19 protein-coding genes are annotated in these 22,546 nt (G+C 61.9%); 9 read left to right on the plus strand and 10 right to left on the minus strand.

Features of this window, described 5'->3' with window-relative positions:
• Together N1937_RS08330 and N1937_RS08335 are read right to left on the minus strand one after the other, a co-directional pair.
• A complete protein-coding gene (locus tag N1937_RS08330; protein ID WP_260058234.1) occupies positions 1-738 on the minus strand; it encodes an alanyl-tRNA editing protein in 738 nt (245 codons plus the stop codon).
• Positions 739-744: 6 nt separating this feature from the next.
• Positions 745-1,782, minus strand: a complete 1,038-nt coding sequence (locus N1937_RS08335; protein WP_162118428.1) for a cysteine synthase A — start codon at positions 1,780-1,782, stop codon at positions 745-747.
• A gap of 225 nt (positions 1,783-2,007) precedes the next feature.
• Between N1937_RS08335 and N1937_RS08340 the strand changes: the two genes are divergently transcribed.
• Both N1937_RS08340 and N1937_RS08345 read left to right on the plus strand, forming a co-directional pair.
• On the plus strand, positions 2,008-2,667 hold the full coding sequence (locus N1937_RS08340; RefSeq protein ID WP_260058236.1) for a ChrR family anti-sigma-E factor: 660 nt from the start codon (positions 2,008-2,010) through the stop codon (positions 2,665-2,667).
• A 98-nt stretch (positions 2,668-2,765) separates the two neighbouring features.
• The gene (locus tag N1937_RS08345) at positions 2,766-3,599 is read left to right on the plus strand and encodes an SDR family NAD(P)-dependent oxidoreductase (RefSeq protein WP_170261347.1); all 834 of its coding nucleotides are present in this window, start codon (positions 2,766-2,768) and stop codon (positions 3,597-3,599) included.
• Between the two features lie 135 nt (positions 3,600-3,734).
• Here N1937_RS08345 and N1937_RS08350 read toward each other — a convergent pair whose 3' ends face one another.
• Positions 3,735-4,061 (minus strand): hypothetical protein, encoded by a 327-nt coding sequence (locus N1937_RS08350; RefSeq protein ID WP_017963997.1) that lies wholly within the window; start codon positions 4,059-4,061, stop codon positions 3,735-3,737.
• 204 nt (positions 4,062-4,265) lie between these two features.
• On the opposite strand from N1937_RS08350, the gene N1937_RS08355 reads away from it, so the two are divergent.
• Complete coding sequence (locus N1937_RS08355) at positions 4,266-4,583, plus strand: hypothetical protein (RefSeq protein WP_260058237.1); 318 nt, start codon at positions 4,266-4,268, stop codon at positions 4,581-4,583.
• Positions 4,584-4,699: 116 nt separating this feature from the next.
• The gene (locus N1937_RS08360; RefSeq protein WP_260058238.1) at positions 4,700-5,377 is read left to right on the plus strand and encodes an HAD family hydrolase; all 678 of its coding nucleotides are present in this window, start codon (positions 4,700-4,702) and stop codon (positions 5,375-5,377) included.
• 36 nt (positions 5,378-5,413) lie between these two features.
• Here N1937_RS08360 and N1937_RS08365 read toward each other — a convergent pair whose 3' ends face one another.
• The 7 genes from N1937_RS08365 to N1937_RS08395 form a co-directional block, all read right to left on the minus strand.
• Positions 5,414-8,071 (minus strand): nitrate reductase, encoded by a 2,658-nt coding sequence (locus tag N1937_RS08365; RefSeq protein WP_260058240.1) that lies wholly within the window; start codon positions 8,069-8,071, stop codon positions 5,414-5,416.
• The gene (gene nirD, locus N1937_RS08370) at positions 8,072-8,422 is read right to left on the minus strand and encodes a nitrite reductase small subunit NirD (protein WP_026154121.1); all 351 of its coding nucleotides are present in this window, start codon (positions 8,420-8,422) and stop codon (positions 8,072-8,074) included.
• 4 nt (positions 8,423-8,426) lie between these two features.
• Complete coding sequence (gene nirB, locus N1937_RS08375) at positions 8,427-10,877, minus strand: nitrite reductase large subunit NirB (protein ID WP_162118434.1); 2,451 nt, start codon at positions 10,875-10,877, stop codon at positions 8,427-8,429.
• Between the two features lie 17 nt (positions 10,878-10,894).
• Positions 10,895-12,163, minus strand: a complete 1,269-nt coding sequence (locus N1937_RS08380) for an MFS transporter (protein WP_162118435.1) — start codon at positions 12,161-12,163, stop codon at positions 10,895-10,897.
• Positions 12,164-12,643: 480 nt separating this feature from the next.
• On the minus strand, positions 12,644-13,924 hold the full coding sequence (locus tag N1937_RS08385; protein WP_260058242.1) for a CmpA/NrtA family ABC transporter substrate-binding protein: 1,281 nt from the start codon (positions 13,922-13,924) through the stop codon (positions 12,644-12,646).
• 34 nt (positions 13,925-13,958) lie between these two features.
• Positions 13,959-14,546, minus strand: coding sequence for an ANTAR domain-containing response regulator (locus tag N1937_RS08390; protein ID WP_162118469.1), 588 nt, complete (start codon positions 14,544-14,546; stop codon positions 13,959-13,961).
• Positions 14,547-14,631: 85 nt separating this feature from the next.
• A complete protein-coding gene (locus tag N1937_RS08395) occupies positions 14,632-15,636 on the minus strand; it encodes a LacI family DNA-binding transcriptional regulator (protein ID WP_170277914.1) in 1,005 nt (334 codons plus the stop codon).
• Between the two features lie 226 nt (positions 15,637-15,862).
• On the opposite strand from N1937_RS08395, the gene N1937_RS08400 reads away from it, so the two are divergent.
• The 5 genes from N1937_RS08400 to N1937_RS08420 all read left to right on the plus strand — a co-directional run bounded on the left by N1937_RS08400 (position 15,863) and on the right by N1937_RS08420 (position 22,541).
• Positions 15,863-17,002, plus strand: coding sequence for a sugar ABC transporter substrate-binding protein (locus tag N1937_RS08400; protein ID WP_162118437.1), 1,140 nt, complete (start codon positions 15,863-15,865; stop codon positions 17,000-17,002).
• Positions 17,003-17,079: 77 nt separating this feature from the next.
• Positions 17,080-18,618: a sugar ABC transporter ATP-binding protein gene (locus N1937_RS08405; protein WP_260058244.1), complete on the plus strand. Its 1,539-nt coding sequence runs from the start codon at positions 17,080-17,082 to the stop codon at positions 18,616-18,618.
• Positions 18,615-19,610, plus strand: coding sequence for an ABC transporter permease (locus tag N1937_RS08410; protein WP_260058245.1), 996 nt, complete (start codon positions 18,615-18,617; stop codon positions 19,608-19,610). Before N1937_RS08405 ends, N1937_RS08410 begins: the two co-directional genes overlap by 4 nt.
• Positions 19,607-20,590, plus strand: a complete 984-nt coding sequence (locus tag N1937_RS08415) for an ABC transporter permease (RefSeq protein ID WP_064251195.1) — start codon at positions 19,607-19,609, stop codon at positions 20,588-20,590. Before N1937_RS08410 ends, N1937_RS08415 begins: the two co-directional genes overlap by 4 nt.
• 118 nt (positions 20,591-20,708) lie before the next feature.
• Positions 20,709-22,541 carry a TRAP transporter large permease gene (locus N1937_RS08420; protein ID WP_260058250.1) on the plus strand — a complete coding sequence of 611 codons (1,833 nt, stop codon included), beginning with the start codon at positions 20,709-20,711 and terminating at the stop codon, positions 22,539-22,541.
• Positions 22,542-22,546 lie beyond the last annotated feature (5 nt).

Raw genomic sequence — 22,546 nt, forward strand, 5'->3', positions numbered from 1 at the left:
TCAGGCTTCGTCGCCGGGCGCGCCGAAGCGGATGCGGAAGCGCCGGTTCTCTTTGCCCTTCTTCTCGATTTTGGCGATATGGATCTGGCCGACTTCCTGAGTCTCGGAAACATGTGTGCCGCCGCAGGGTTGGCTGTCAATCGAGGAGTTCTCGCCGATGCAGACGAGGCTGACGCGTCCAAGGCCCATCGGCGGGCGCACGTTCTTCGATTTGACGATGTCGGGATTGGCCACGAGCTCCTCGTCGGTGATCCATTGCAGAGTGACCGGATGGTTCTGCTCGACCAGTTCCATCAGCTTGGCCGTCACCGCGTCCTTGTCGATCGTCTCGATCATGTCGAAGTCGACGCGGCTTTCCTCCTCGCCGACAGCAGCCCCGGTGATCGGATAGGAGCAGACGACGGAAAGCAGGTGGCAGGCCGTGTGCATGCGCATCAGCCTGTAGCGGCGCGGCCAGTCGACGTGCAGCACCAGCGCCTCGCCGACCACGGGCCGCGGCTCGTTTTCGAGTGGCACATGGATGATGACATCTTTGCTTGGACCATGCTTCGTCTGGCCGAGCGCGATCTTGGTGCCGTCGGCCCGTTCGAGCAGGCCGGTGTCGCCAGGTTGGCCGCCCGATGTCGCATAGAAGCAGGTCTGGTCCAGTTCGATGCCCCCGTCTTCGTGAACGGCGATGACGATCGCTTCGCACGTCGAGAGATAGAAGTCGTCGCGGTAGAGGGCATTGACGGGCATAGGGTCTCACACGGGCTCGTAGGGAACGTGGATATCGGGCGACTTGGCCATCCAGCCCGGAACGGGCAGTCCCTTCGACGCCAGGAAATCAGGGTTAAAGAGTTTTGACTGATAGCGATTGCCGTAATCGCAGAGGATCGTCACCACCGTGTGACCAGGTCCGAGATCCCGGGCGAGATTGACCGCGCCGGCAATGTTGATCGCTGTCGAGCCGCCGAGGCAGAGGCCCTCGTTCTCGACGAGGTCGAAGAGATAGGGAAGCGCTTCGGCATCCGGGATCCGGTAGGCATAGTCAGGCGTGAAACCCTCGAGATTGGCGGTGATGCGACCCTGGCCGATGCCCTCGGTGATCGAGGATCCCTCGGATTTCAGCGTGCCGTTCTGGTAGAATTCGTAGAGTGCGGCGCCGTCGGGATCGGCGATGCCGATTTTGACGTCTGCCTTGAAAGCCTTGAGGCCGGCAGCCACTCCTGCCAGCGTGCCGCCGGAGCCGACGGAGCAGATGAACCCGTCGACCTTGCCGTCGGTGTCTTTCCAGATTTCTCTGGCGGTCGTTTCGACATGCGCCTGACGGTTGGCGACGTTGTCGAACTGGTTTGCCCAGATCGCCCCGTTCGGCTCGGTCTTCGCCAGCTGCTCTGCCAGCCGCCCGGATACCTTCACGTAGTTGTTCGGGTTCTTGTAGGGAACGGCGGGCACTTCGACGAGTTCGGCGCCGAGCAGCTTCAGGGCGTCTTTCTTTTCCTGGCTCTGCGTTTCCGGGATGACGATGACGGTGCGATAACCGAGCGCCTTGGCGACCAGCGTCAGCCCGATGCCGGTATTGCCGGCCGTACCCTCGACGATGACGCCGCCCGGGCGAAGCAATCCCTTCCGCTCTGCGTCCCGAATGATGTAGAGCGCGGCGCGATCCTTTACCGACTGGCCGGGGTTCAGGAACTCCGCCTTGCCGAGAATGGTGCAGCCGGTCATCTCTGAGGCGCCCTTGAGTTTGATCAGGGGCGTGTTGCCGATGGCTTCGAGGACGGAAGGGTGGAAGGTCATGGAATCTGCCTCTATTCGAACTCTTACTTTAGGAACGGTCTTTTCCCTTCACAAGGCTGAGTTGGCAAGAAATGCTATTCCACGCCTCTGGCGGACACGATAAAATTTGCTTTCCTCCCCCGAAATGACGCACAGCCCGCAATCCCGTCGTGTGAGGGGTGATCCGAAGATTGACTTTCCCCGTACGGATGACGACAAAGCGAAAACGGAGCGCGGCAACAGGGCGTGACCGAAACCGACATGGTTCACGAGCAAATCGACACGATTGATGCATTGATGGCGCATTATGTTGCCGGCTCCTTGCCCGAGCCGGCGCGTGTGCTGGTCCAGGCTCATCTCGAAATGAAACCGGACAATCGCAGCCTGGTGAACAGCCTCGAGCTGCTGGCAGGCGAAGCTCTGGAAAACGCGCCCGAAGCCGCCATTGCCGATCGCGAGGGGCGGCTTGCGGCGATCTTTTCCCCTGCGTCTTCCATCCCGGCGCCACGGACGGCCGCGCGACCGGAAAACGCGCTGTTTCCGCAAGCGTTGCGCGCCCTCTTGGGTTTCGAGGCCGAGGATGTGCCCTGGCGCCGGCGGTTGCCCGGTTTTAAGGAATATTCGCTCGACATGGACGGCTGCGAGGTCAGCCTGATGTGGATCCGGCCTGGCCGCGCCTTGCCGGCGCACACCCATAAAGGCATGGAACTGATCCTCATTCTCGACGGCGCCTTCAACGATGAACGCGGCCATTTCGGTCCCGGCGACATCTCCATCGCCGACGAGATGGTCGACCACCGGCCGATTGCCGAAAAGGACAGGCCGTGCATCGCCTTTGCGGTCTCGGACGGACCGGTCAAGCTCACCGGATCCTTTCGTCAGATGATCGGCGACCTGATCGGCTGAAAGCAGCCACAATGATGTGATAGAGCCGTAAATCCGGAGGGGTTGAGGAACTTCCGGACCTGTTTTCGCATTGATCAGGCAGCCCGGAGGAACATGTCATGCGTGATTTCATTGCCCATCCCGAACATGGAATCGTCTGGCTTTCGGGCGCAAGTTCAGGCATCGGCAGGGCGCTTGCGTTAAAGCTCGCCGGCGAAGGATACAAAGTCGCCGTCACCGCCAGAAGCCACGAAAAGCTGGTCGAACTGCAAGCCGAGGCCAATGGCCTTTCGGGCAGTATCATTGTGCTCGACGGCGACGTCACCGATGCCGAGGACATGGAACATGTCATGGCCTCGATCGAATACGAGCACGGCACGCTCGCCATGGCGATCCTCAATGCCGACGTCTACCTGCCTGTTCATGCCGAGGATCTGAACCGCGCCGATTTCGAGAAGAGCTTTGCCGTCAACCTCTCCGGCGTCGTCAACTGCCTGCTGCCGGCGATCCACCATATGAAGGCGAAAGGGCAGGGACAGATCGCCATCGTTTCCTCCGTCACCGGCTATGGCGGCTTGCCGACGGGGGCCGCCTATGGCGCGACCAAGGCGGCGCTGATCAACATGGCCGAAAGCCTGAAATTCGATCTCGACAAGATGGGCATCCGCATCCAGCTCGTCAGTCCGGGCTTCATCGACACGCCGGCGACGCGTAGGAATGCCTTTCCGATGCCGGCTCTGGTATCGGTGGAGGAGGCCGCCCGGGAGATTGCCGCCGGGTTGAAATCTCAGGCCTTCGAGATCACGTTTCCGAAGCGCTTCACCACCATGCTCAAGCTGGCGCGCCTGCTCCCCTATGGCGCTTATTTCACGCTGGTGAACCGCGTGACCGGCTGGCGGGAGCGGCCGTCATTGGCGGGTCGCCATCCGGTGACACCGCATGCGGCGGAATGATCAACGGCGCGAGAATACGACCTGGCGCACATCGATATTGCGGGCACGGAAGCCGGCCTCGTTTCCTCCGGCGGGTGTCGGCGACATGAAAAAGGCCGGCGTGAACCGGCCTTTTCTGAGAGCGGCAGTCTGTCGCTAGTTGTCGTATTCGCGGCAGGCTTCGCTGATCGATGCGCCGCTCTGGCCGCCGCGCGTGTCGACACCGGACATCTGTTGCGGCATGCCGGGGCATTCCATCGTCTGCGGTCGTCCAATGCTCTGTGTCGTCATTGGATCGACCGGCGAGACAGGTACCGGACGAAAGCCGTTGTCATCGTTGGTGTAGTCGGATGAATAGGTACCCGATCTCGGATCGGTCGAGCCGCCATTCGTCGGCCCGATTGGATCGGGGTTCGACTGGGCAAAGGCTGACGACGCCATGCCGATCGCAAGCAGCGAAACGGCGATAAGGGACTTAGACATGGGATATCCTCCTTGGATTTTCATCTTGGATGACCCAGGGGTAACTGCCTGATGGAATCATTGTTCCGAAAAAACCTGCATTCAAGCCTCGCGGCATACCAGCATGGTTATGCGTAAACCTTAACGGGCGATGTCGCTGGATCGGCGCCAGCGCATGTCTTACTTGCATGCGGAGATACTAAAAAACCGTGGCATGAGGCCGCTATGTTCATCTCCTTTCGCGAAGCCGCAGATCTCGGTTTCCAGATCGTACTTGCACTCACCTTGACGATGAGTGGCATTGTGGTCTCCTCCTACGCCGTCAGGAATGACAAGGCTAAAATTTCAGCGCTCGACGTCAGCCGTCCCTCGCTCTGGACCGCGGCTCCGATGCACGTCGATCCGGCTACGCAGGCCTACGTGCGCTCCGATGCTTCGGCCGCACTGGAACTCGCCGATGGTGCTGATGACCTGTGCAACGACCCGATCGGCCTCCGGCTTTCCTGCGACTTGATCGTCACCTCCGGTACTGCGGCTTTCTAGGCAAAGGCGATCGGGAGGCGTCATCGCCATTCCCGAAAGCTTGCAAAACCCAATGATTTGCCGTCTCATCGCGATAGCGACCACCGTCCGACTCTTTCCCTGAAGGATTCAGCCTTTTGCCTATGCCGATGCCCCGCGGCTTCGAGAAGCCCTCTGCCGCCTTCCTGTTCGATATGGACGGCACTATCCTCAATTCGATCCTTGCAGCCGAGCGCGTTTGGAGCGACTGGGCAAGGCGTCATGGGCTCGACGTCGCCACTTTTTTGCCGAAGATGCATGGATCGCGCGGCATTGACACGATCGCCCGGCTGAACCTGCCGGGAGTTGATCCCGAACATGAATCGAAGCTGGTGACCGAGGCCGAAATCGCCGATGTCAGCGACGTCGTGGCCATTCCCGGCGCCGCGACGTTCCTGAGCTCGCTGCCCCCGGATCGCTGGGCGATCGTCACCTCCTCGCCGTTGCGCCTTGCTCGCCGGCGGCTGGAGGCGGCAGGCCTGCCGGTGCCGAGATTCATGGTAACGGCGGAGGACGTGAAGGTCGGAAAACCCGACCCGCAATGTTATATTCTGGGCGCCGAGCGCCTCGGCGTCAGCACGCAGGATTGCCTGGTGTTCGAGGATGTTGCAGCCGGCATCACTGCGGGCGAGGCGGCGGGTGCCGATGTCATGGTCATCACGGCAACACATCACCAAAAAATGGAGACGCCGCACCCGACCCTCTCATCCTATGACGAGATCTCGGTCCGCATCTCCTCCGATCACAGGATGCTGATCGTCCCGAACGCGGCCTGAAGGTGCCCCGATCGCGTCCTGCTTGCTTTGCGCGGTTCACTCCGCGGCTGCGGCAAGACAGCGATCGATGATGCTGCCGATTTCGCTGCGGCAGGAGCCGCAATTGGTTCCAGCGCTGGTTTCCTTGCCGACCGCCTCGACGCTATGACATCCGCCGCGCACGGCAGCGGCGATCTGGTTGACCCCGACACTGAAGCAGGAGCAGACGGTGGCGCCTGGATCCGGCCTGCCTGCGCCGGGACGACCCGCAACGAGCGCAAAGCGCTTCCTGAGGTCGCCATGCGAGGCGGAAAGCTGCGAGATCGCCCAGTTGCGCGCGACGGCAACGGGCTGGCGTGCCAGAAATAGCGCCGCAAGCAGGACCTCGCCATCGAAGAAGGCGAGCCTGAGGTCGCCGGATCGCCGGTCGGCATAACCAAGCGGTTCGATCTCGGCCGGAATGGCGAAAACGGCGCGGCACCAGGCCGTCCAGTCTTCGACGTTTTCGCCGAAGCCAAGCTCCAGCCGCCAGCCGCCGGCGGCTTTTGCCAGCGCCCAATAGGCGGCGTCAGGTGTGGCAGGTTTTGTGGCGGAGACGGCGAAACCGTAATGGGTGGCGCGAAACGGCCGGACGGCGACGGCAACGTTCTTCGACGCCGGTTGACCGGAAATCGGGTCCGTTACCGGCGCGACCACGGCGTCGATCCGTGCTCTTGCGGCGAACTGGTCGTTCCAGTGCATCGGCGCAAAGATGCCGCCGCGGGCCTGGCGATCGGTGACCAGCGCCCTGACGATTACCTTGCCGTGTGGGCTGTCGATCTCGACGAGGCCCGCACTTGATATACCGGTCTCGATCGCGTCGCGCGGATGGATTTCGGCAAAGGGTTCGGCGATATGGGCGGAAAGCCGCGCGCTCTTTCCGGTTCGCGTCATCGTGTGCCACTGGTCGCGGATGCGCCCGGTATTCAGCGTAAAGGGGTACTCGGCATTGGTGCGATCGGTTGCGGGCGGTTTGACCGCGACGAAGCGTGCCTTGCGATCGGGGTAGAAAAAACCACCTTCGGCGAAGAAGCGGGTGATGCTTGGTTCTGTCCCTGCCGCCTGTGGCCACTGAAAGGGCGACAGTTCGTCATAGGCGCCGCCGCTCATGCCGGCGCACGCGCCGATGTCGAAATCGCGGCTGCCGTTATTTTCGAAGGCGGAAAGCGCGGCGTGTTCGTCGAAGATTGCGGCCGGCGCATCAAAATCGAAGGCCTCGGCAAATCCCATGCGGCGTCCGACTTCCGCAAGCTGCCACCAGTCGGCCCTTGCATCGCCGGGGATGTCGAGAAACGGTCGTTGCCTTGAAATGCGCCGTTCGGAATTGGTGACGGTACCGTCCTTCTCGCCCCAGCCGAGTGAGGGCAGAAGCACATCTGCGTGCCGGGTCGTATCCGTCTCTTTCAGGATGTCGGAGACGACGACGAAGGGACAGGCGGCGATCGCGCTTTCGACGCTGTCGGCATCCGGCATCGAGACGACGGGATTGGTCGCCATGATCCAGAGCGCCTTGATGCGTCCGTCGGCCACGGCTTGGAACATGTCGACCGCCTTCAGGCCGGGCTTCGCGGCGATGACGGGCGAGTTCCAGAAGCGCTGCACGCGATCCCGGTCTTCGGCATTCTCGATCGCCATATGCGCGGCAAGCATATTGGCAAGACCGCCGACCTCGCGCCCGCCCATGGCGTTCGGCTGACCGGTCAGCGAAAACGGTCCCATGCCGGGGCGGCCGATGCGGCCGGTCGCCAGGTGGCAGTTGAGGATGGCATTGACCTTGTCTGTGCCGGAGGAGGATTGGTTGACGCCCTGGCTGTAGCAGGTCACGACCTTCGGCGTCGTCTCGAACAGGCGGAAGAACTCCCTGATCTGCATGGCCGGCAGGCCGGTCCGTTCCAGAAGATCGTTGATATCAAGCGCGGCGGCGGCCGCAAAAGCGTCGCCGAAACCTTCGGTATGGGCGCCGATATAATTCTGGTCGATTGCCGGACTGGTCGCGAGATGGGCAAGCAGTCCCATGAACAGCGCAACGTCGCCGTCCGGACGGATGGCGAGATGCAGGTCGGCGATATCGCAGGTCATCGTCCGGCGCGGATCGATGACGACGATCCGCATGTTTGGCCGTGCCGTCTTTGCGGCGGCAAGCCGCTGGTAGATGACGGGATGACACCAGGCGAGGTTGGAGCCGGTCAGGACCACCAGATCCGCAAGTTCGATATCCTCATAGGTCCCGGGCACCGTATCGGCGCCAAAGGCGCGGCGATGCCCCGCCACGGAAGACGACATGCAGAGCCTTGAATTGGTGTCGATATTGCCGGAGCCGATGAAGCCCTTCATCAGCTTGTTGGCGACATAGTAATCCTCGGTCAGCAACTGGCCGGAGACGTAGAAGGCAACGGCGTCAGGCCCGTGTTCGGCGATCGTTTCAGAAAAACGGCGGGCGACCAGATCAAGCGCCTCGTCCCAGCCGCTCCGTTCGCCTTCGATTTCGGGATGGAGAAGCCGGCCATCGAGATCGATGGTTTCGGCGAGGGCTGAACCCTTCGAGCAGAGCCGGCCGAAATTCGACGGATGCTCCGGATCTCCTTTGACGCTGACTGCGCCTGCCTCGTCGACCGAGGCGAGAACGCCGCAGCCGACACCGCAATAGGGACAGGTGGTCTTGACCTCAACCGCCATCTATTCCGCCGCCATCATCAGGCTTTCCACGGCGATGAACAGCCTGCCGTCTTCGTTCAGCACCGGTATCGTCCGGACTTCGCCTTCGTCGGCGCCGAGCGCTTTGCCGGTTTCCAGTGAGATCACCCAGTTGTGCAGCGGGCAGGTAACTGACTTGGCATGGACGATGCCCTGGGAGAGCGGGCCGCCCTTGTGCGGGCAATGATCCTCGATGGCGAAGACCTCGTTTTCGGCCGTGCGGAAGACGGCGATCTTGCCCTGCGGCGTCTTCACGCAGCGCGCCCCGCGCAGCGGGATGTCGGAGATGTCACCGATTGGATGCCAGTTTTCATTGGGCCAGTTCATGTCCATCTCCTTATTCTGCAGCCTGGGGATAGCCGATTGTCGCCATCGGCTTGAACTCATGCTTGTCCTTGCCGGAAACACGCTCCGACCAGGGATCGACCTGGGCAAATTTCTGGGAGAAGACGAAGCGGTCGTAATAGGCTTTGCGCTTTTCGGCATCCCCCATGATCTGGCGGCGAATTTCTTCCAGGCCGATGCGCTTTGCCCATTTGTAGATGCGCTCGAGATAACGGGCCTGCTCGCGGTACATTTGCGTCAGGGCCACGATATGCTCCAGTGCCTCATCCTCGGTTCGGACAAGCCCAAGGACCTCCGTGCCCTTGATGTCGAGACCGGCCGCGCCGGCGAAATGGATCTCGAAGCCGGAATCCACGCAGATCACGCCGATGTCCTTGCAGGTTGCTTCCGCGCAGTTGCGCGGGCAGCCGGAGACGGCCATCTTCAACTTGGCCGGCGTCCAGGAGCCCCACATGAACCTTTCGATCCGGATACCGAGGCCGGTGGAATCCTGCGTGCCGAAGCGACACCAGTCCGAGCCGACACAGGTCTTCACGGTCCGCAGACCCTTGGCATAAGCCTGGCCGGAGACGAAGCCGGCCTTGCCGAGGTCGGCCCAGACGGCGGGTAGGTCTTCCTTTTCGATGCCGAGCAGGTCAATGCGCTGGCCGCCGGTGACCTTCACCATTGGGATCTCGAACTTGTCGACGACATCGGCGATGGCGCGCAGCTCGTTCGAATTGGTGACGCCGCCCCACATGCGTGGAACGACGGAGTAGGTACCGTCCTTCTGGATGTTGGCGTGCACGCGCTCATTGATGAACCGCGACTGGTAGTCGTCGGCATATTCATCCGGCCAGTCGCAGACGAGGTAATAGTTGAGCGCCGGCCGACATTTGGCGCAGCCGCAGGAGGTCTTCCACTCGAGCTCCTGCATGACGGCAGGGATGCTTTTCAGGCCCTTGGCCTTGATCAGCCGGCGAACGTCGTCATGACCGAGTTCGGTGCAGGTGCACATCGGCTGGACCGCAGCCGGATTGTAGCTGTCGCCGAGCGTCAGCGCCATGAGTTGTTCGACGAGGCCGGTGCAGGAGCCGCAGGAGGCGGATGCCTTCGTGTGGGCGCGCACGTCGTCGAGCGAGGTCAACCCCTTGCCTGAAATCGTCGAGGTAATTTTGCCCTTGCATACGCCGTTGCAGCCACAGATCTCCGCGTCATCCGGCAAGGCTGCAACGGCCGCCATAGGGTCCAGCGGCGACCCTCCCTGATAGGCCTGTCCGAAGATCAGCGTCTCGCGCATCTCCGAAATATCGGTTGCCTTCTTTTTCAGGTCATTGAACCAGGCGCCGTCGGCGGTCTCGCCGTAAAGCACGGTGCCGATGATCTTGTTGTCTTTCAGCACCAAGCGCTTGTAGACGCCGGCGCTGGCATCGCGCAGCACGATCTCCTCGCGGTCGTCGCCGTCGGCGAAATCGCCGAGTGAATAAAGCTCGATGCCGGTGACCTTGAGCTTGGTCGGCGTATCCGCATGAACGAAGGAAGGCGAGCGATCGCCGGAGAGATGCGAGGCGGCGATACGGGCCATTTCATAGAGCGGCGCAACAAGGCCATAGACCATGCCGCCGACTTCGGCGCACTCGCCGAGTGCAAGAATATCGCCATCCGAGGTCTGCATGCCGGAATCGACGACGATGCCGCGGTTGACGGCAAGGCCGGCGTCTTTCGCCAGACCGACGCTGGGGCGAATGCCGACGGCCATCACGACCAGCGTTGCCGGGATGATGCGGCCGTCGTCAAGTTCGATGCCCTCGACCTTGCCATTCCCGACGATCGCCTTGGTATTGGCCTTGCAGATGACCTTGATGCCGCGCTCCTCGACTGCCTTCTGCAGCAGATAGCCGGCGGCGGGGTCGAGCTGGCGCTCCATCAGTGTCGGCATGACATGCAGCACGGTGACGTCCATGCCGCGCTGGGCAAGGCCGGCCGCTGCTTCGAGGCCAAGCAGGCCGCCGCCGATGACGACAGCCTTTTCGCGCGACTGAGCGGCAAGCAGCATCGCCTGCACGTCGTCGAGATCGCGATAGGTGATGACGCCGGGCAGATCCTTGCCGGGAACGGGAATGATGAAGGGCACGGAACCGGTTGCGATCACCAGCTTGTCGTAGCTTTCGGTGACGCCGTGGTCGGAGGTCACGGTCTTTGCGGCGCGATCGATGTTGACGATCTTGTGGCCCTTGTAGAGCATGATGCCATGCTTGATGTACCAGCCGTCGCCGTGAATGATGATCTGCTCGTAGTCCTTTTCTCCTGAGAGAACCGGCGACAGCATGATGCGGTCGTAATTGACGCGCGGCTCGGCATTGAAGATCGTAACTTCATAGCGACCCGGCGCCTGCTCGAAGAGGTGCTCCAGCATGCGCCCGGGCGCCATGCCATTGCCGATGATGACAAGTTTTTCGGTCATATTTCCAGGTCCTTGGATCAGGTTGCAGCCACGGGCGCCGAGTGCCCTTGGCGCGACAGTTGCTTGACGGACAGGTGCATCCAGATGAGAGAGATCACAACGATTGCAAAGAGCAGCAGGAAACAGCTGGACCAAAGGCCGGTCATGTCCTTGAGGAGGCCAAAGGCGATCGGAAGGATGAAGCCGCCAAGACCGCCCATCATCCCGACGATGCCGCCGACGGCGCCGACGTTTTCGGGGTAGTAGGCCGGAATGTGCTTGTAGACGGCAGCCTTGCCGAGGCTCATGAAGAATCCGAGCACGAAGATGACGACGATGAAGATGACGGGGGTGATGCCGAACGCGGGACTCGTCCCGGTCCCAGAAGCAGCCGGCAGCGAAAGAATGAGGGTGGCGACGGCCGACACGGCAAGCATCGTGTACATCACGCTGCGGGCGCCTTTCTTGTCCGACAGTACGCCGCCGAAGGCGCGGAAGATGCTGCCCGGGATGGAGTAGGCGGCCGCGATCATGCCGGCAGTTTCCAGGTTGAAGCCATAGACGCCGACCAGGTAGCGCGGCAGCCACAGCGACAGGGCGACGAAGCCTCCGAAGGCGAAGAAATAGTAGAGTGAAAAGCGCCAGACCTGAACGTTCTGCAGCGGCGCGAATTCCTCGGCAAAACTCTTGGTGGCGGCGCGGCGTTCGCGGCGGAGACGGTAGGCCGGATCATCGGTCGTGGTGAACCAGAAGACGATTGCCATCAGTGCCAGACAGACGGCCCAGATCTCGGCAACCGCCTGCCAGCCCCATGCGAGCAACACGAAGGGGGCGGCGAATTTGGTCACAGCCGCGCCGACATTGCCGGCACCGAAGATGCCGAGCGCGGTTCCCTGCTTTTCCGCGGGGAAGAAAGGCGAGACATAGGCGACACCGACCGCAAAGGAGCCGCCGGCGAGGCCGACGCCGAGCCCGGCGATCAACATTTGCGTATAAGTCTGGGCGTAGGAGAGCAGGAAGGTCGCCAATGCGGCGGCCAGCATGGTGAGCGTGTAAACGAGACGGCCGCCGTAGCGCCCGGTCCAGATGCCAAGAACGATGCGCACGAGCGAACCGGTAAGGACGGGGGTGCCGACCAGCAACCCGAACTCGGCCTCGTTCAGCCCGAGATCCTGCTTGATGCGAATGCCGATGATCGCGAAGATCGTCCACACGGCAAAACAGAGGGTGAAGGCTACAGTGGAGATCCACAATGCCTTGGCTGGTTCGCCGGCCGACATGGGTTGTGCTTTCTCGATGACAGACATAACTTCTCCGGGGCCCGACAAGGTCGTGCCGATCCATCGCTGAGGGTTAAAACAAAAAGCCGCTGGTCAGGACGCGCATACACGAGGTGCGCGAAATATCCTGATCAGCGGCTTTGCTGGTGGCGCCCGCCGTTGGACGCCGAATATGTGGCCTTCTGGCCCATTTGCCTGGACGCAATCCTTAGGCCAGATTGCTCAGGCTAAAACCTACCTCTTCAATCTGAAGAGTAATCTCTGTGTCTTCCGTGAGCGTCTATTGCACACTCTTGCTGCGCTGATCGCCATTGACCGGTGCAATAAAGGCGATGCAAACTGCGTGCCAGTTTGGTGTCAATCATGCAAGCCACTGAATATAAATGACGTTTTATGAAATACGTCGGCTGCTTGTTTTTCGGGCCGCCGCCCAGCCATGCAAATATTTTGTGCGCTTGTCGTGAGGCGGGCAGATGCGTGCTGGCGTTTTGTGCAGGCCGGCATCGGTTATACCTCGTCGTTACAAACGAAGGGGAGGGCGCTTTTGACGGCAAAACCTGCGACATAGTCCGGCAGCCTCGCGGGGTCGAAGACGTGGCCGTCCATGAAACGGTCGCCCTCGTCACCGCCTTCGATGCGGATATCGGCATCTTCGGGTGCGTTGTCGTCACCGAGAGCCGTGCGATAGAGATCCGGGCGGTAGGCGGATGCTGCGGCCCTTGCCATGTTGAGGCTGACCTCGGCCTGTCCCCAGCGGATCATCTGGCTGTAAATCCACAGCGCATGGCTTGGCCGGGGATAATTGGCGAAGCCGGAATGGAACATGAAATAATCGGTGATGATGCGGCGGTTGCCTTTTGCGTCGAGGCTGAATTCGCCGGCGAGTACACGGCGAATGATCTCGACGGGGGCAGCGATATAGCGCGGGTCGGCAAGAGCTGCCGCCAGCGCGTCGTGATTTTCCGGCCGGTCGCACCAGCGGGCTGCCGCGTCGAGTGCCACGATCAGCCGGGAAACGGTTTCCGGATGGCTTTCCGCCCAGTCCGGCCGCATGCCGATTACCTTTTCCGGCGCCGACGGCCAGATGTCCTGCTTGGCGGCGACGATGCGGCCGACGCCGCGCTCCGAAGCGACCATGTTCCACGGCGCGCCGACGCAGAAACCGTCGATCGCACCGGCTGCAAGTGCATCCGAAGTCATGGGCGGCGGCACCACGACAAGCTTGACGTCCTTGTCGGGATCGATGCCGCCGGCTGCCAGCCAGTAGCGGAATTCGTAATTGTGCGAGGAGAAGGGATAGGTGACCCCGAAAGTCGGCAGCGGCTCGCCGCGCGCCCTCATTGCCGCCAATGTTTTTGCCAGGGCGCGGGCATTGTCGAGCGCGCTTGCCGTTTCCTGCAATTCCGCGTCATCGCGCATCCTGTCGAAGAGCCGCGTCGACAGCGTAATCGCATTGCCGCCGCGCCCCAGCGAAAACGGCGTGATCGTCGGCGAGGGATTGGAGCCGAGACCGAGCATGGAGGCCACCGGCATCGGCGACAGCATGTGGGCAATGTCGAACTGGCGGAATGCCAGGCGGTCGCGCACATTCGCCCAGGAGACGTCCTTGACGAGATCGAGCGTCAGGCCTTCCTTCCGCGCGAAGCCGAATTCCGCCGCCGCAATCAGCACCGATGCATCGACGAGCGGAATGAAACCGGCCCGCAGTACTTTCGGCCCTTCGTTGTTCACCCGCACGGGCGAGGGCATGTCGCCGCCGGAGCTGGAGGTCGTTGTCATCATGTCCACTCCGGTTTCCTCCGGAAATTCATCAGGTCGGCCATTACATCAACAGCCCCGCGGCAGTGACGACGCTCTGGGCGATTTCCGACATCTTCTTCTTTTCGTTCATCGCTGTCTGGCGCAGCAGGGCGAAAGCCTCTTCCTCCGACAGGCCGCGCATCTTCATCAATATGCCCTTGGCGCGCTCGATGAGCTTGCGTTCCTCGAGCGCGGAGCGGGCATCGGCAAGCTCCCGCCGTAGCCGGTTGAAGGCATTGAAGCGGCTGACGGCCATGTCGAGGATTGGTTTGACGCGTTCCTTCTTCAATCCGTCGACGATATAGGCCGAGACGCCGGCATCGACAGCTGCCTCGATCGAGGCTGTGTCGGAGCGATCGACGAACATGGCGATCGGACGGCTGACCGTGCGCGTCAGCTGGAACAGGTGCTCCATCATGTCGCGGTTGGGATTTTCGATATCGATGATGATCACGTCGGGCATCAGCGTTTCGATGATTCGCGCGATGCCGTTGACCTCATGGACCACGGTGACGCGCGTATGCCCTGCCTCGCGCAGTCCTTCTTCGATGATGGAGGCGCGAATGGCATTTTCGTCGATCACCAGAATTGTCAGATCGAGATGCGTCATTGTTCTATTCATGACGCACTGCAGCAATTTTGGCAAGCGCGCCAGCCTGATAAGTGTGCAAAAACTAAGTATGCACAATATATGATCAGATTGCCGTGCTTTCGCGCGGAATCAAGGCAAAGCCGAGGTCGATCTGCTCGGACCTCGATACCACGGAGGAATTCAACGCGGCAAGCACCCTTTCGGCCGCGAGTTTTCCGGTTTCGAAACGCCTAGTCGCGATCGAGGAGAGGGAGGGTGCGGCGCAGGCGGCGAATTCCAGGTCGTGAAATCCGATGATCGAGATGTCATCGGGCACACGGATGCCGCGTTTGCGGCATTCCTGCATGGCACCGAGCGCCAGATTGTCGTCAGTGCAGAAGATCGCCTCTGGCAGGTCGCCACGTTCATGCGTCATGGCGAAGAGGTCGGAGCCGAGTGCCACGTAGCTATGGCGTGGCCTCTCGGCGATGATCTCCAGATTCAGCAGCTCCGCCTCCTGCATCGCCAGCCGGTAGCCGTCGAAACGCGACTGGGCGCGGTGGTCGAGATTGCCGGTCAGGAAGGCGATCCGGCGGAAACCCCGTTCGATCAGGTGCTGCGTCGCCGTCTGCCCGGCATGCTCCTGCGACATGCCGATGTTGAGGTCGATCGGGTTTGGAGAAAGCTCGAAGGTCTCGACAACGGGCAGACGAGCCTGGGCGAGAAGCTGACGCGAGAGCGGCGTGTGATGAGTGCCGGCGATGATGATCGCCTCCACCCTTTGCCCGAGTAATGCCTTGATGGCGTTTTCCTCCTCGATCTCGGAATAGCGGCTGTTGACGACGATCACCTGGAAGCCGGCGGCGACCAGCACCTCGTGAAGCGCAAACAGATATTCCGCGAAGATAACGTTGTAGAGGGTCGGAACGATGACGCCGATCGCATGCGTGCGCGAGGAGGCGAGGCGGCTCGCGGCAATATTCGGCACATAGCCGAGTTCCTTGACGGCGGCATCGACGCGCAGCCGCAGGCCTGGCGAGACCGCATCGGGCTTGCGCAGCACCCTCGAAACCGTGATCGGGCTGACCCCGGCAAGATTTGCCACGTCATCAAGTGTTATCCGCCGCATGCAAGCCCCGCCATTCGTCCCAGAATATTAATTTGTCGTATTCTTTAAAAATAGAGAATATTTGCTCATTGCTGTAGTTGACAGCGCTAGAAGATACGATTTGACAGCGCTGTCAACTATGTTAACCTAAAATTGTACCGGAAAGGGACGGGTGGAGCCTTCCGGGACCAAGTGCAAATCAAAGCATAGGAGAGGCGGCTCGGTCCGCCTGAGGAGGAGAACATTCATGTTTAAGGTGAAAGAAGCCAAATTGGCTCGCATTGCCGCGTTTTCCGTGTCCGCGCTTGCCCTGCTCTGCGGCGCGGCCAGCGCGGAACCGAAGGTCGTGTCCGGCCCGGCCGCCGAGCCCGGCTGCATGGTGCCTTGGGCCGCCGACACGCAGTTCCTGCAATATCCAAAGAAGGACGGCCCCTATCGCATCGCGCTCGCCAACGGTTACATCGCCAATACCTGGCGAATCCAGATGGTGCAGACAGCCAAGGCCTACGCCGCCCAGCCCGACGTCGCAGCCAAGCTGAAGGAGTTCAAGGTCGTCTCGACAGGCGAGGATGTGCCGGCGCAGATTTCCGCCATCAACAACTTCATCGATGCCGGTTATGATGCCATCGTCGTCAATGCGCAGAACCCGACAGCTTTCGGGCCGGTGATCAAGCGCGCCAAGGAGGCCGGTGTCATTCTCGTCGCCTTCGACAACATCCTCGATACCAAGGACGCGATCAACGTCAACGTCGACCAGAAGGGTCTCGGCGTCCTCTGGGCCGACTGGCTGGTGAAACATCTGCCGAGCGGCGGCAAGGTGCTGGAAGTGCGTGGCGTCGCCGGTACGTCGGTCGATACGGATCGCCACAACGGCATCCACGAAACCCTGGACGCCTCGGGCAAGAAGTTCACGGTAACCGAGGTCGTCGGAAAATGGGATGACGGTGTTGCCCAGAAGGCGACGGCTGACGCGATCGCCACCAACGGCCCGTTCGATGGCATCACTGCGCAGGGCGGCGATACCGGCGTCGTGCAGGCGATGATCGATGCCAAACATCCCTTCGTGCCCTTCGGCGGTGAGACGGAAAATGGCTTCCGCAAATTCTGCGCTGCCCATGCCGCCGACGGCCTGAAGTGCTCGTCCGCCGGCACTGGCCCGGCCCAGGTCGCCGTCGCCATCAAGACGGCGATCGCAGCACTCGAGGGTCAGGTCGTGCCGCAGGCAGTCAAGCTGCCGACCGCGATTGTTTCGGATCCTGATTTCAAGGAAGGCGAGGATTACTATCCCACCCAGTCCGACAACTTCTTCGTCGGCAATTCCTTCCCGACCTGCGGCATCAATTTCAGCGCTCAGGAAATCATGGGGCAGTCCAAAGAGAACCAATAGCAGCCGTCCTCCGGATCTGATTGCGGGTGTTTGCACCCGCAATCTCGAAGGTGATAGACCGAATGGAGGCTGGACGCATGACCTTGTCCGAACCGCTTTTCCGCACGGAAGGCATATCGAAGCGCTATGGCGGTGCTGTCGCGCTTAAGGATGCCGATATCGCCATCCGGCCAGGAGCGATCCATGCCGTCCTTGGCGAGAACGGCGCCGGCAAATCGACGCTGATCAAGATCATGGCGGGCGTCGTGGCGCCAGATGAAGGACGCATGCTGCTCGACGGCAAGGAGATCGCCTTCGCCTCGCCGGCCGCCGCCAATGCGGCGGGCATCGTCTGCGTCTTCCAGGAGCTTTCGCTGATCCCCGACCTCTCCGTCGCCGACAACATCGTCATCAGCAATCCGCCGCTGAGATTCGGCATGATAGACCGGCGCCGGCAACGGCGGATCGCCGAGGAAGCGCTGGCGCGCGCCGGTGCCTCCGACATTCATCCGTCCGCCTTGGTCAAGGATCTACCCCTGTCCCGGCGGCAGATGGTCGAGATTGCCAAGGCGCTTGCCCGCAAGCCACGGCTGATGATCCTCGACGAGGCGACCTCGGCGCTGACGCAATCGGATGTCGAAAAGGTCTTTGCCGTGTTGAAGCGCCTGCGCGCCGAGGGAATGGCGCTGATCTACATCTCCCACCGCATGCACGAAATTGCCCAGCTGGCGGATGAGTGCACGGTCTTCCGCAACGGCCGCAGCATCGAATCCTATCCGGCCGGCACGAAGACCGACCAGCAGGTGGTTGAACTGATGATCGGCCGCGAATACAGCAATGTCTTTCCGCCGAAGCCGGCCCATCGCGGAGAGCAAAAACCGGTCCTTTCCTGCCTCGACCTTTCCTGGGGTGACCGGCTTTCTGGCATCACATTCGATATCAGGCCCGGCGAGATCATCGGCGTCGGCGGGCTAGACGGGCAGGGGCAGCGCGAATTGCTGCTGGCCCTCTTCGGCGTGCTGCGCGACGTGAAGGGCGAAGTCGCGATCGACGGCAGGCCGGTGACGCTGAAAAGCCCCCGTGATGCCAAGTCCGGCGGCATATCCATGGCGCTGATCCCCGAGGACCGGAAGACCGAGGGGCTGATGCTGCCGATGACGGTGCGCGAGAACCTATCGATTGCAGCCCTCGACCGCGTCTCGCGCAACGGCGTCATCGATCGGGCGGCCGAACGACGCGAGATCGACGATCTGTTCAAGCTGTTGGCGATCAAGGCCGTGACGATCGACATGCCCGTTGCCGCACTATCCGGCGGTAACCAGCAGAAGGTGGTTATCGCCAAATGGTTGATGAACCGGCCGCGTATCATCCTGCTCAACGATCCGACGCGCGGCATCGACGTCGGCACCAAGCAGGAAATCTATCTGCTGCTGCACAAGCTTGCCGATGCGGGCGCGGCGATCATCTTCTATTCCACCGACTACGATGAACTGATCGGCTGCTGCGACCGCGTGCTCGTCATGTATGACGGCCGCATCATCCGCGAGCTCGAAGGCGCCGAGATCAACGAGCACGAACTGATCGGCGCAGCTCTCAACATCGCCGGCGACCACGTAGCGCAAAGGATTGCCCCATGAACAAGCATGCTTCCGGCGACCGGCGGTTCTGGTATGCGCAGCAGAAGGGAACGCTGTTTGCAGCACTCCTCTTCGTCGCCATGTTCGCCCTCTACGTCTCGAACCACCCGGCGGGCTTCACGCCCAACGTCGTGCAGACGGCTTCGAACAAGGCGACGCTGCTCGCCTTCGTCGCCATGGCGCAGTGCTTGGTCGTCATCACCGCCGGCATCGATCTCTCAGCCGGCATGGTTCTTGTGCTCTGCAATTGCCTTGCATCCTGGCTGGTCGTTGGCACGCCGTTGCAAACTGGAGCGGGTGTCGTCGTCGTGCTGCTCGCCGGGCTCGGCTGCGGCATGCTGAACGGGCTCATCATCATCTTCGGCCGGCTGCAGCCTATCGTGGCGACGATCGCGACCAGCGCGATCTTCTACGGGCTGGCGCTCCTGCTGCGACCGACACCCGGCGGTTCTGTCAACGAGGATCTGGCCGATGCCTTCACCTCGAAACTCCTAGGGGTCGTTCCGGCAAGCCTCGTCATGCTTCTCGCCGTGATTGTCGTCATCTGGGTGCCGTTCAGCCGCTCGGCGATCGGCAGGGCGGCCTATGCGGTGGGGTCGGCTGAGAACGCCGCCTATATGTCGGCAATGCCCGTCAAGCGGGCGAAATTGACAGCCTATGCGCTGGGCGGACTACTTTCGGCGATCGGCGGGCTCTATCTCACCTTTTTCTCCTACACCGGCGAAGCGGCGTTTGCGAGCGGCAACGCCTACACGCTCTATTCGATCGCGGCGGTGGTGCTCGGCGGCGTTTCCCTTGCGGGGGGCAGGGGAAGCGCCGTCGGCGCTGTCTTCGGAGCTTTGGCCTTTCGTACGATCGGCGATCTGCTCTTCGTCTTCGATTTCGATCCGCTTTGGCAGCCGCTGTTCCAGGGTGTGGTTTTGATGCTGGCGATCGGCATCGGCTGCATCGGTCTTTCCAGGGTCCGCAATCGATTGGAGTGGTTTCAATGAGCGAGGACGCATCCTCCATGCGGCAGCTTCGAATTCCCACGCGCCTGCGCGGCGTCGATCCGGCGGTGGCGACCGCCTTCGGATGCATCATCCTGCTTCTGCTCGCCGGATCGATCTATTCGCCGAATTTCCTGTCGCCGGATTATCTGCTGCAGCAGCTGAAGGTGGCCTCGTTCCTCGGCGTCATCGCCACCGGCATGATGGCGGTCATCCTGCTCGGCCAGATCGACCTGTCGGTGCCTTGGGTAGTGACGTCAGGCGCGATGATGGCCTGCGCCGCGACCGCTTACGGCACGACCGGCTCGGTTCTGGCGATCCCCTTCGGCATTTTCTGCGGCGCTGCGATCGGTCTCGTCAACGGCCTGGCGGTCGCCTATCTCCGCATTCCCTCGATGATCATCACGTTGGCGACCAATGCCGTCGCGCAAGGACTGATGGTCGTCTACACCGGCGGCTTCTCCCCGCAAGATTCGGCCTCGCCGGCCATGCGGTTCCTGGCCACCGGCTACACCATTCCGGGACTTCCGAACGGCGTTCTCGTCTGGCTCTGCGTCGGCTTGGCTGCGGTCTTCATGTTGACGCGCACGACCTTCGGCCGATCCCTTTACGCCATCGGAAACCGCGAGCGCGCCGCCTACATGTCCGGTATCGACACCCGCCGGATCACACTTCTGGCCTTCGTCATCTCAGGAGGGTTGAGCGCGCTCGGCGGCGTTCTGTTGGCGGGTTATGCGTCGAAGGCATCGCAGTCCATGGGCGACGCCTATCTGCTGCCGTCGATCGCGGCCGTCGTTCTCGGTGGCACGCATGTGCTCGGCGGCAAGGGTTCCTACCTCGGAACGGTTGCGGGCGTCATCCTGATCACGCTGCTGCAATCCATCCTCTCGGTGATGCAGATCGAGGAGGCCGGCCGCCAGCTCATCTACGGCGCCGTCATCATCGGCATGCTCCTGCTCTATGGCCGCCAGAAGCCGGCCTGATCGGCCGTTGTCGATACTTTCATCTTTTCCAGCATCCGCTGCTTGAGGAAACCTATCGTTTCGGCGAAAAGGAGCTGCCGCGGCTCGATGTCAGCAGGGAAGTCAGAAGGTACGTTTTGTGGCCACCAGCGAATTTCATCCGATCGAACGGACTGCTCTGGATGACGGACTTGCCGCGAGCGCCTTGAGGGTGATCGAAGCGGTTCTCGGCATTGCCGCGGCACTCGTTCTCGCGGTGCTGCTCTTCATGGTGCTCGTCACCGTCTGCCTGCGTTATTTTTTCAGCGCCGGCTTCATCGGCGCCGAGGATCTCGGTATCTGGCTGCATGTGGGTCTGATCGCGCTCGGCGCGCCGCTCAGCCTCAACAGCGCGCTTGCCATGCGCCTCGACGTCTTCGTCAAGATGCTGCCGGAGAGCCTGCAGAAGATCACGCCGATCGGCGCCGATGTGTTCACCGTGCTTTCGGCGCTGATCCTGAGCTTCGGCGGCAGCGAGATCATGACGATGCTTGGCGGCGTCTCGCCGACGCTCGGCGTGCCGGAATGGATCCGCTTCGGTTTCCTCGGCGTCGGCGGCGCGCTGATCCTCGTCGTGCTGCTTCTGCAGCGCATCGCGGAAGGCAAGATCCTGGCAGTTTTGCTCTCGCTTGCCGTCGGTGTCGCGCTCTATGCCGGCATTCCGCATGTCGCGCTCGATCTCGACTGGCCGCCGAGCATTTTTCTCGGACTGATCGCCGCGGTCGGCCTCGTGCTTGCTGCGCCGCTGCCGCACGCCTTTCTTGCCGCAGCCTATGTCGTCATCGCCTTCGGCAGCAGCCTGCCGGAGCCGGCGATCGTTTCCGCGACCGTCACCGGCATCTCGAAATTCCTGCTGCTTGCCATTCCCTTCTTCCTGCTCGCCGGCGGCCTGCTGACGGCCTCCGGAGTCGCCAACCAGCTCGTGCGCTTCGCCGCCGCCATGGTCGGCCATCGCCGGGCCGGACTGGCGCAGACGACACTTTTGACCAGCGTTCTCTTTTCCGGCGCCTCCGGCTCGTCGGTTGCAAATGCCGCTTTCGGCGCATCGACCTTCCAGCCCGAGCTGGTCAAGCACGGCTATCCCAAGGCGCAGGCAGCGGCGATCATTGCCTCGACATCGGTTCTCGACAATGTCATCCCGCCGTCGATCGCCTTTCTCATTCTTGCGACGGCCACCAATCTTTCGGTCGGCTCGCTGCTCGTCGGCGGTTTCTTTGCCGGCGGCCTGATGGCCATATGCCTGGCGGTCGCTATCCATCTGACCGTGCGTGAGCGGGTGCCTTTGCCGCGCGCAAATGCGAAACAGCGCTGGCAATCGGCTGTCCAGGCGATTCCGGCTTTCGGGCTCGGCGTCATCGTTGTCGTTGGCATCCGCATCGGTATCGTCACCACCACCGAAGCCGCCGCTGTTGCTGCTTTCTACACGTTGCTGCTCGGCATCGGTGCGCGGCTCGGCATTCTCTCGCTCTATGCCGCCTTTCGCCAGGCGGCCGTTGAAGCGGCGGCGATCGGTCTCCTCATCGGCACAGCCGGCCCCTTTGCCTTCCTGCTGGCGGTCGACGACGTGTCGGGGCTGATCTCGCATCTGACGACGGCGCTCGGCGGCAGCGCGCTAGCGGTCATCCTGCTGTCGAACGTCATCCTGCTGGTCGTTGGCCTGATTCTCGACATCGGCGCCGCGATCCTGCTCTTCGGTCCGATCCTGCTGCCGGCAGCGGTTGCCGCCGGCATCGATCCCATTCAGTTCGGGGTGATCATCGTCGTCAACCTGATGATCCACGGACTGACGCCGCCGCTTGGCATGCTGATCTTCGTCGTCAGCGGCGTCACGCGCGTTCCCGCCTCGGAGCTCTTTCGGGCGGTGGTTCCCTATCTGCTCGCTCTCCTGGTCTCGCTCGCAACCCTCTGCGTCTGGGCCATCATCTTCTCGTAAACGGG

Origin of the sequence: Rhizobium sp. WSM4643, from assembly GCF_025152745.1 — a bacterium.
Classification (GTDB): domain Bacteria; phylum Pseudomonadota; class Alphaproteobacteria; order Rhizobiales; family Rhizobiaceae; genus Rhizobium; species Rhizobium leguminosarum_I.

Excerpts from the sequence above, each read along its gene's own strand:
- N1937_RS08330 (WP_260058234.1), bottom strand. The coding sequence starts at position 738 with ATGCCCGTCAATGCCCTCTACCGCGACGACTTCTATCTCTCGACGTGC.
- N1937_RS08335 (WP_162118428.1), bottom strand. The coding sequence starts at position 1,782 with ATGACCTTCCACCCTTCCGTCCTCGAAGCCATCGGCAACACGCCCCTG.
- N1937_RS08345 (WP_170261347.1), top strand. The coding sequence starts at position 2,766 with ATGCGTGATTTCATTGCCCATCCCGAACATGGAATCGTCTGGCTTTCG.
- N1937_RS08350 (WP_017963997.1), bottom strand. The coding sequence starts at position 4,061 with ATGTCTAAGTCCCTTATCGCCGTTTCGCTGCTTGCGATCGGCATGGCG.
- N1937_RS08355 (WP_260058237.1), top strand. The coding sequence starts at position 4,266 with ATGTTCATCTCCTTTCGCGAAGCCGCAGATCTCGGTTTCCAGATCGTA.
- N1937_RS08365 (WP_260058240.1), bottom strand. The coding sequence starts at position 8,071 with ATGGCGGTTGAGGTCAAGACCACCTGTCCCTATTGCGGTGTCGGCTGC.
- nirD (WP_026154121.1), bottom strand. The coding sequence starts at position 8,422 with ATGGACATGAACTGGCCCAATGAAAACTGGCATCCAATCGGTGACATC.
- nirB (WP_162118434.1), bottom strand. The coding sequence starts at position 10,877 with ATGACCGAAAAACTTGTCATCATCGGCAATGGCATGGCGCCCGGGCGC.
- N1937_RS08380 (WP_162118435.1), bottom strand. The coding sequence starts at position 12,163 with ATGTCTGTCATCGAGAAAGCACAACCCATGTCGGCCGGCGAACCAGCC.
- N1937_RS08390 (WP_162118469.1), bottom strand. The coding sequence starts at position 14,546 with ATGACGCATCTCGATCTGACAATTCTGGTGATCGACGAAAATGCCATT.
- N1937_RS08395 (WP_170277914.1), bottom strand. The coding sequence starts at position 15,636 with ATGCGGCGGATAACACTTGATGACGTGGCAAATCTTGCCGGGGTCAGC.
- N1937_RS08400 (WP_162118437.1), top strand. The coding sequence starts at position 15,863 with ATGTTTAAGGTGAAAGAAGCCAAATTGGCTCGCATTGCCGCGTTTTCC.
- N1937_RS08405 (WP_260058244.1), top strand. The coding sequence starts at position 17,080 with ATGACCTTGTCCGAACCGCTTTTCCGCACGGAAGGCATATCGAAGCGC.
- N1937_RS08410 (WP_260058245.1), top strand. The coding sequence starts at position 18,615 with ATGAACAAGCATGCTTCCGGCGACCGGCGGTTCTGGTATGCGCAGCAG.
- N1937_RS08415 (WP_064251195.1), top strand. The coding sequence starts at position 19,607 with ATGAGCGAGGACGCATCCTCCATGCGGCAGCTTCGAATTCCCACGCGC.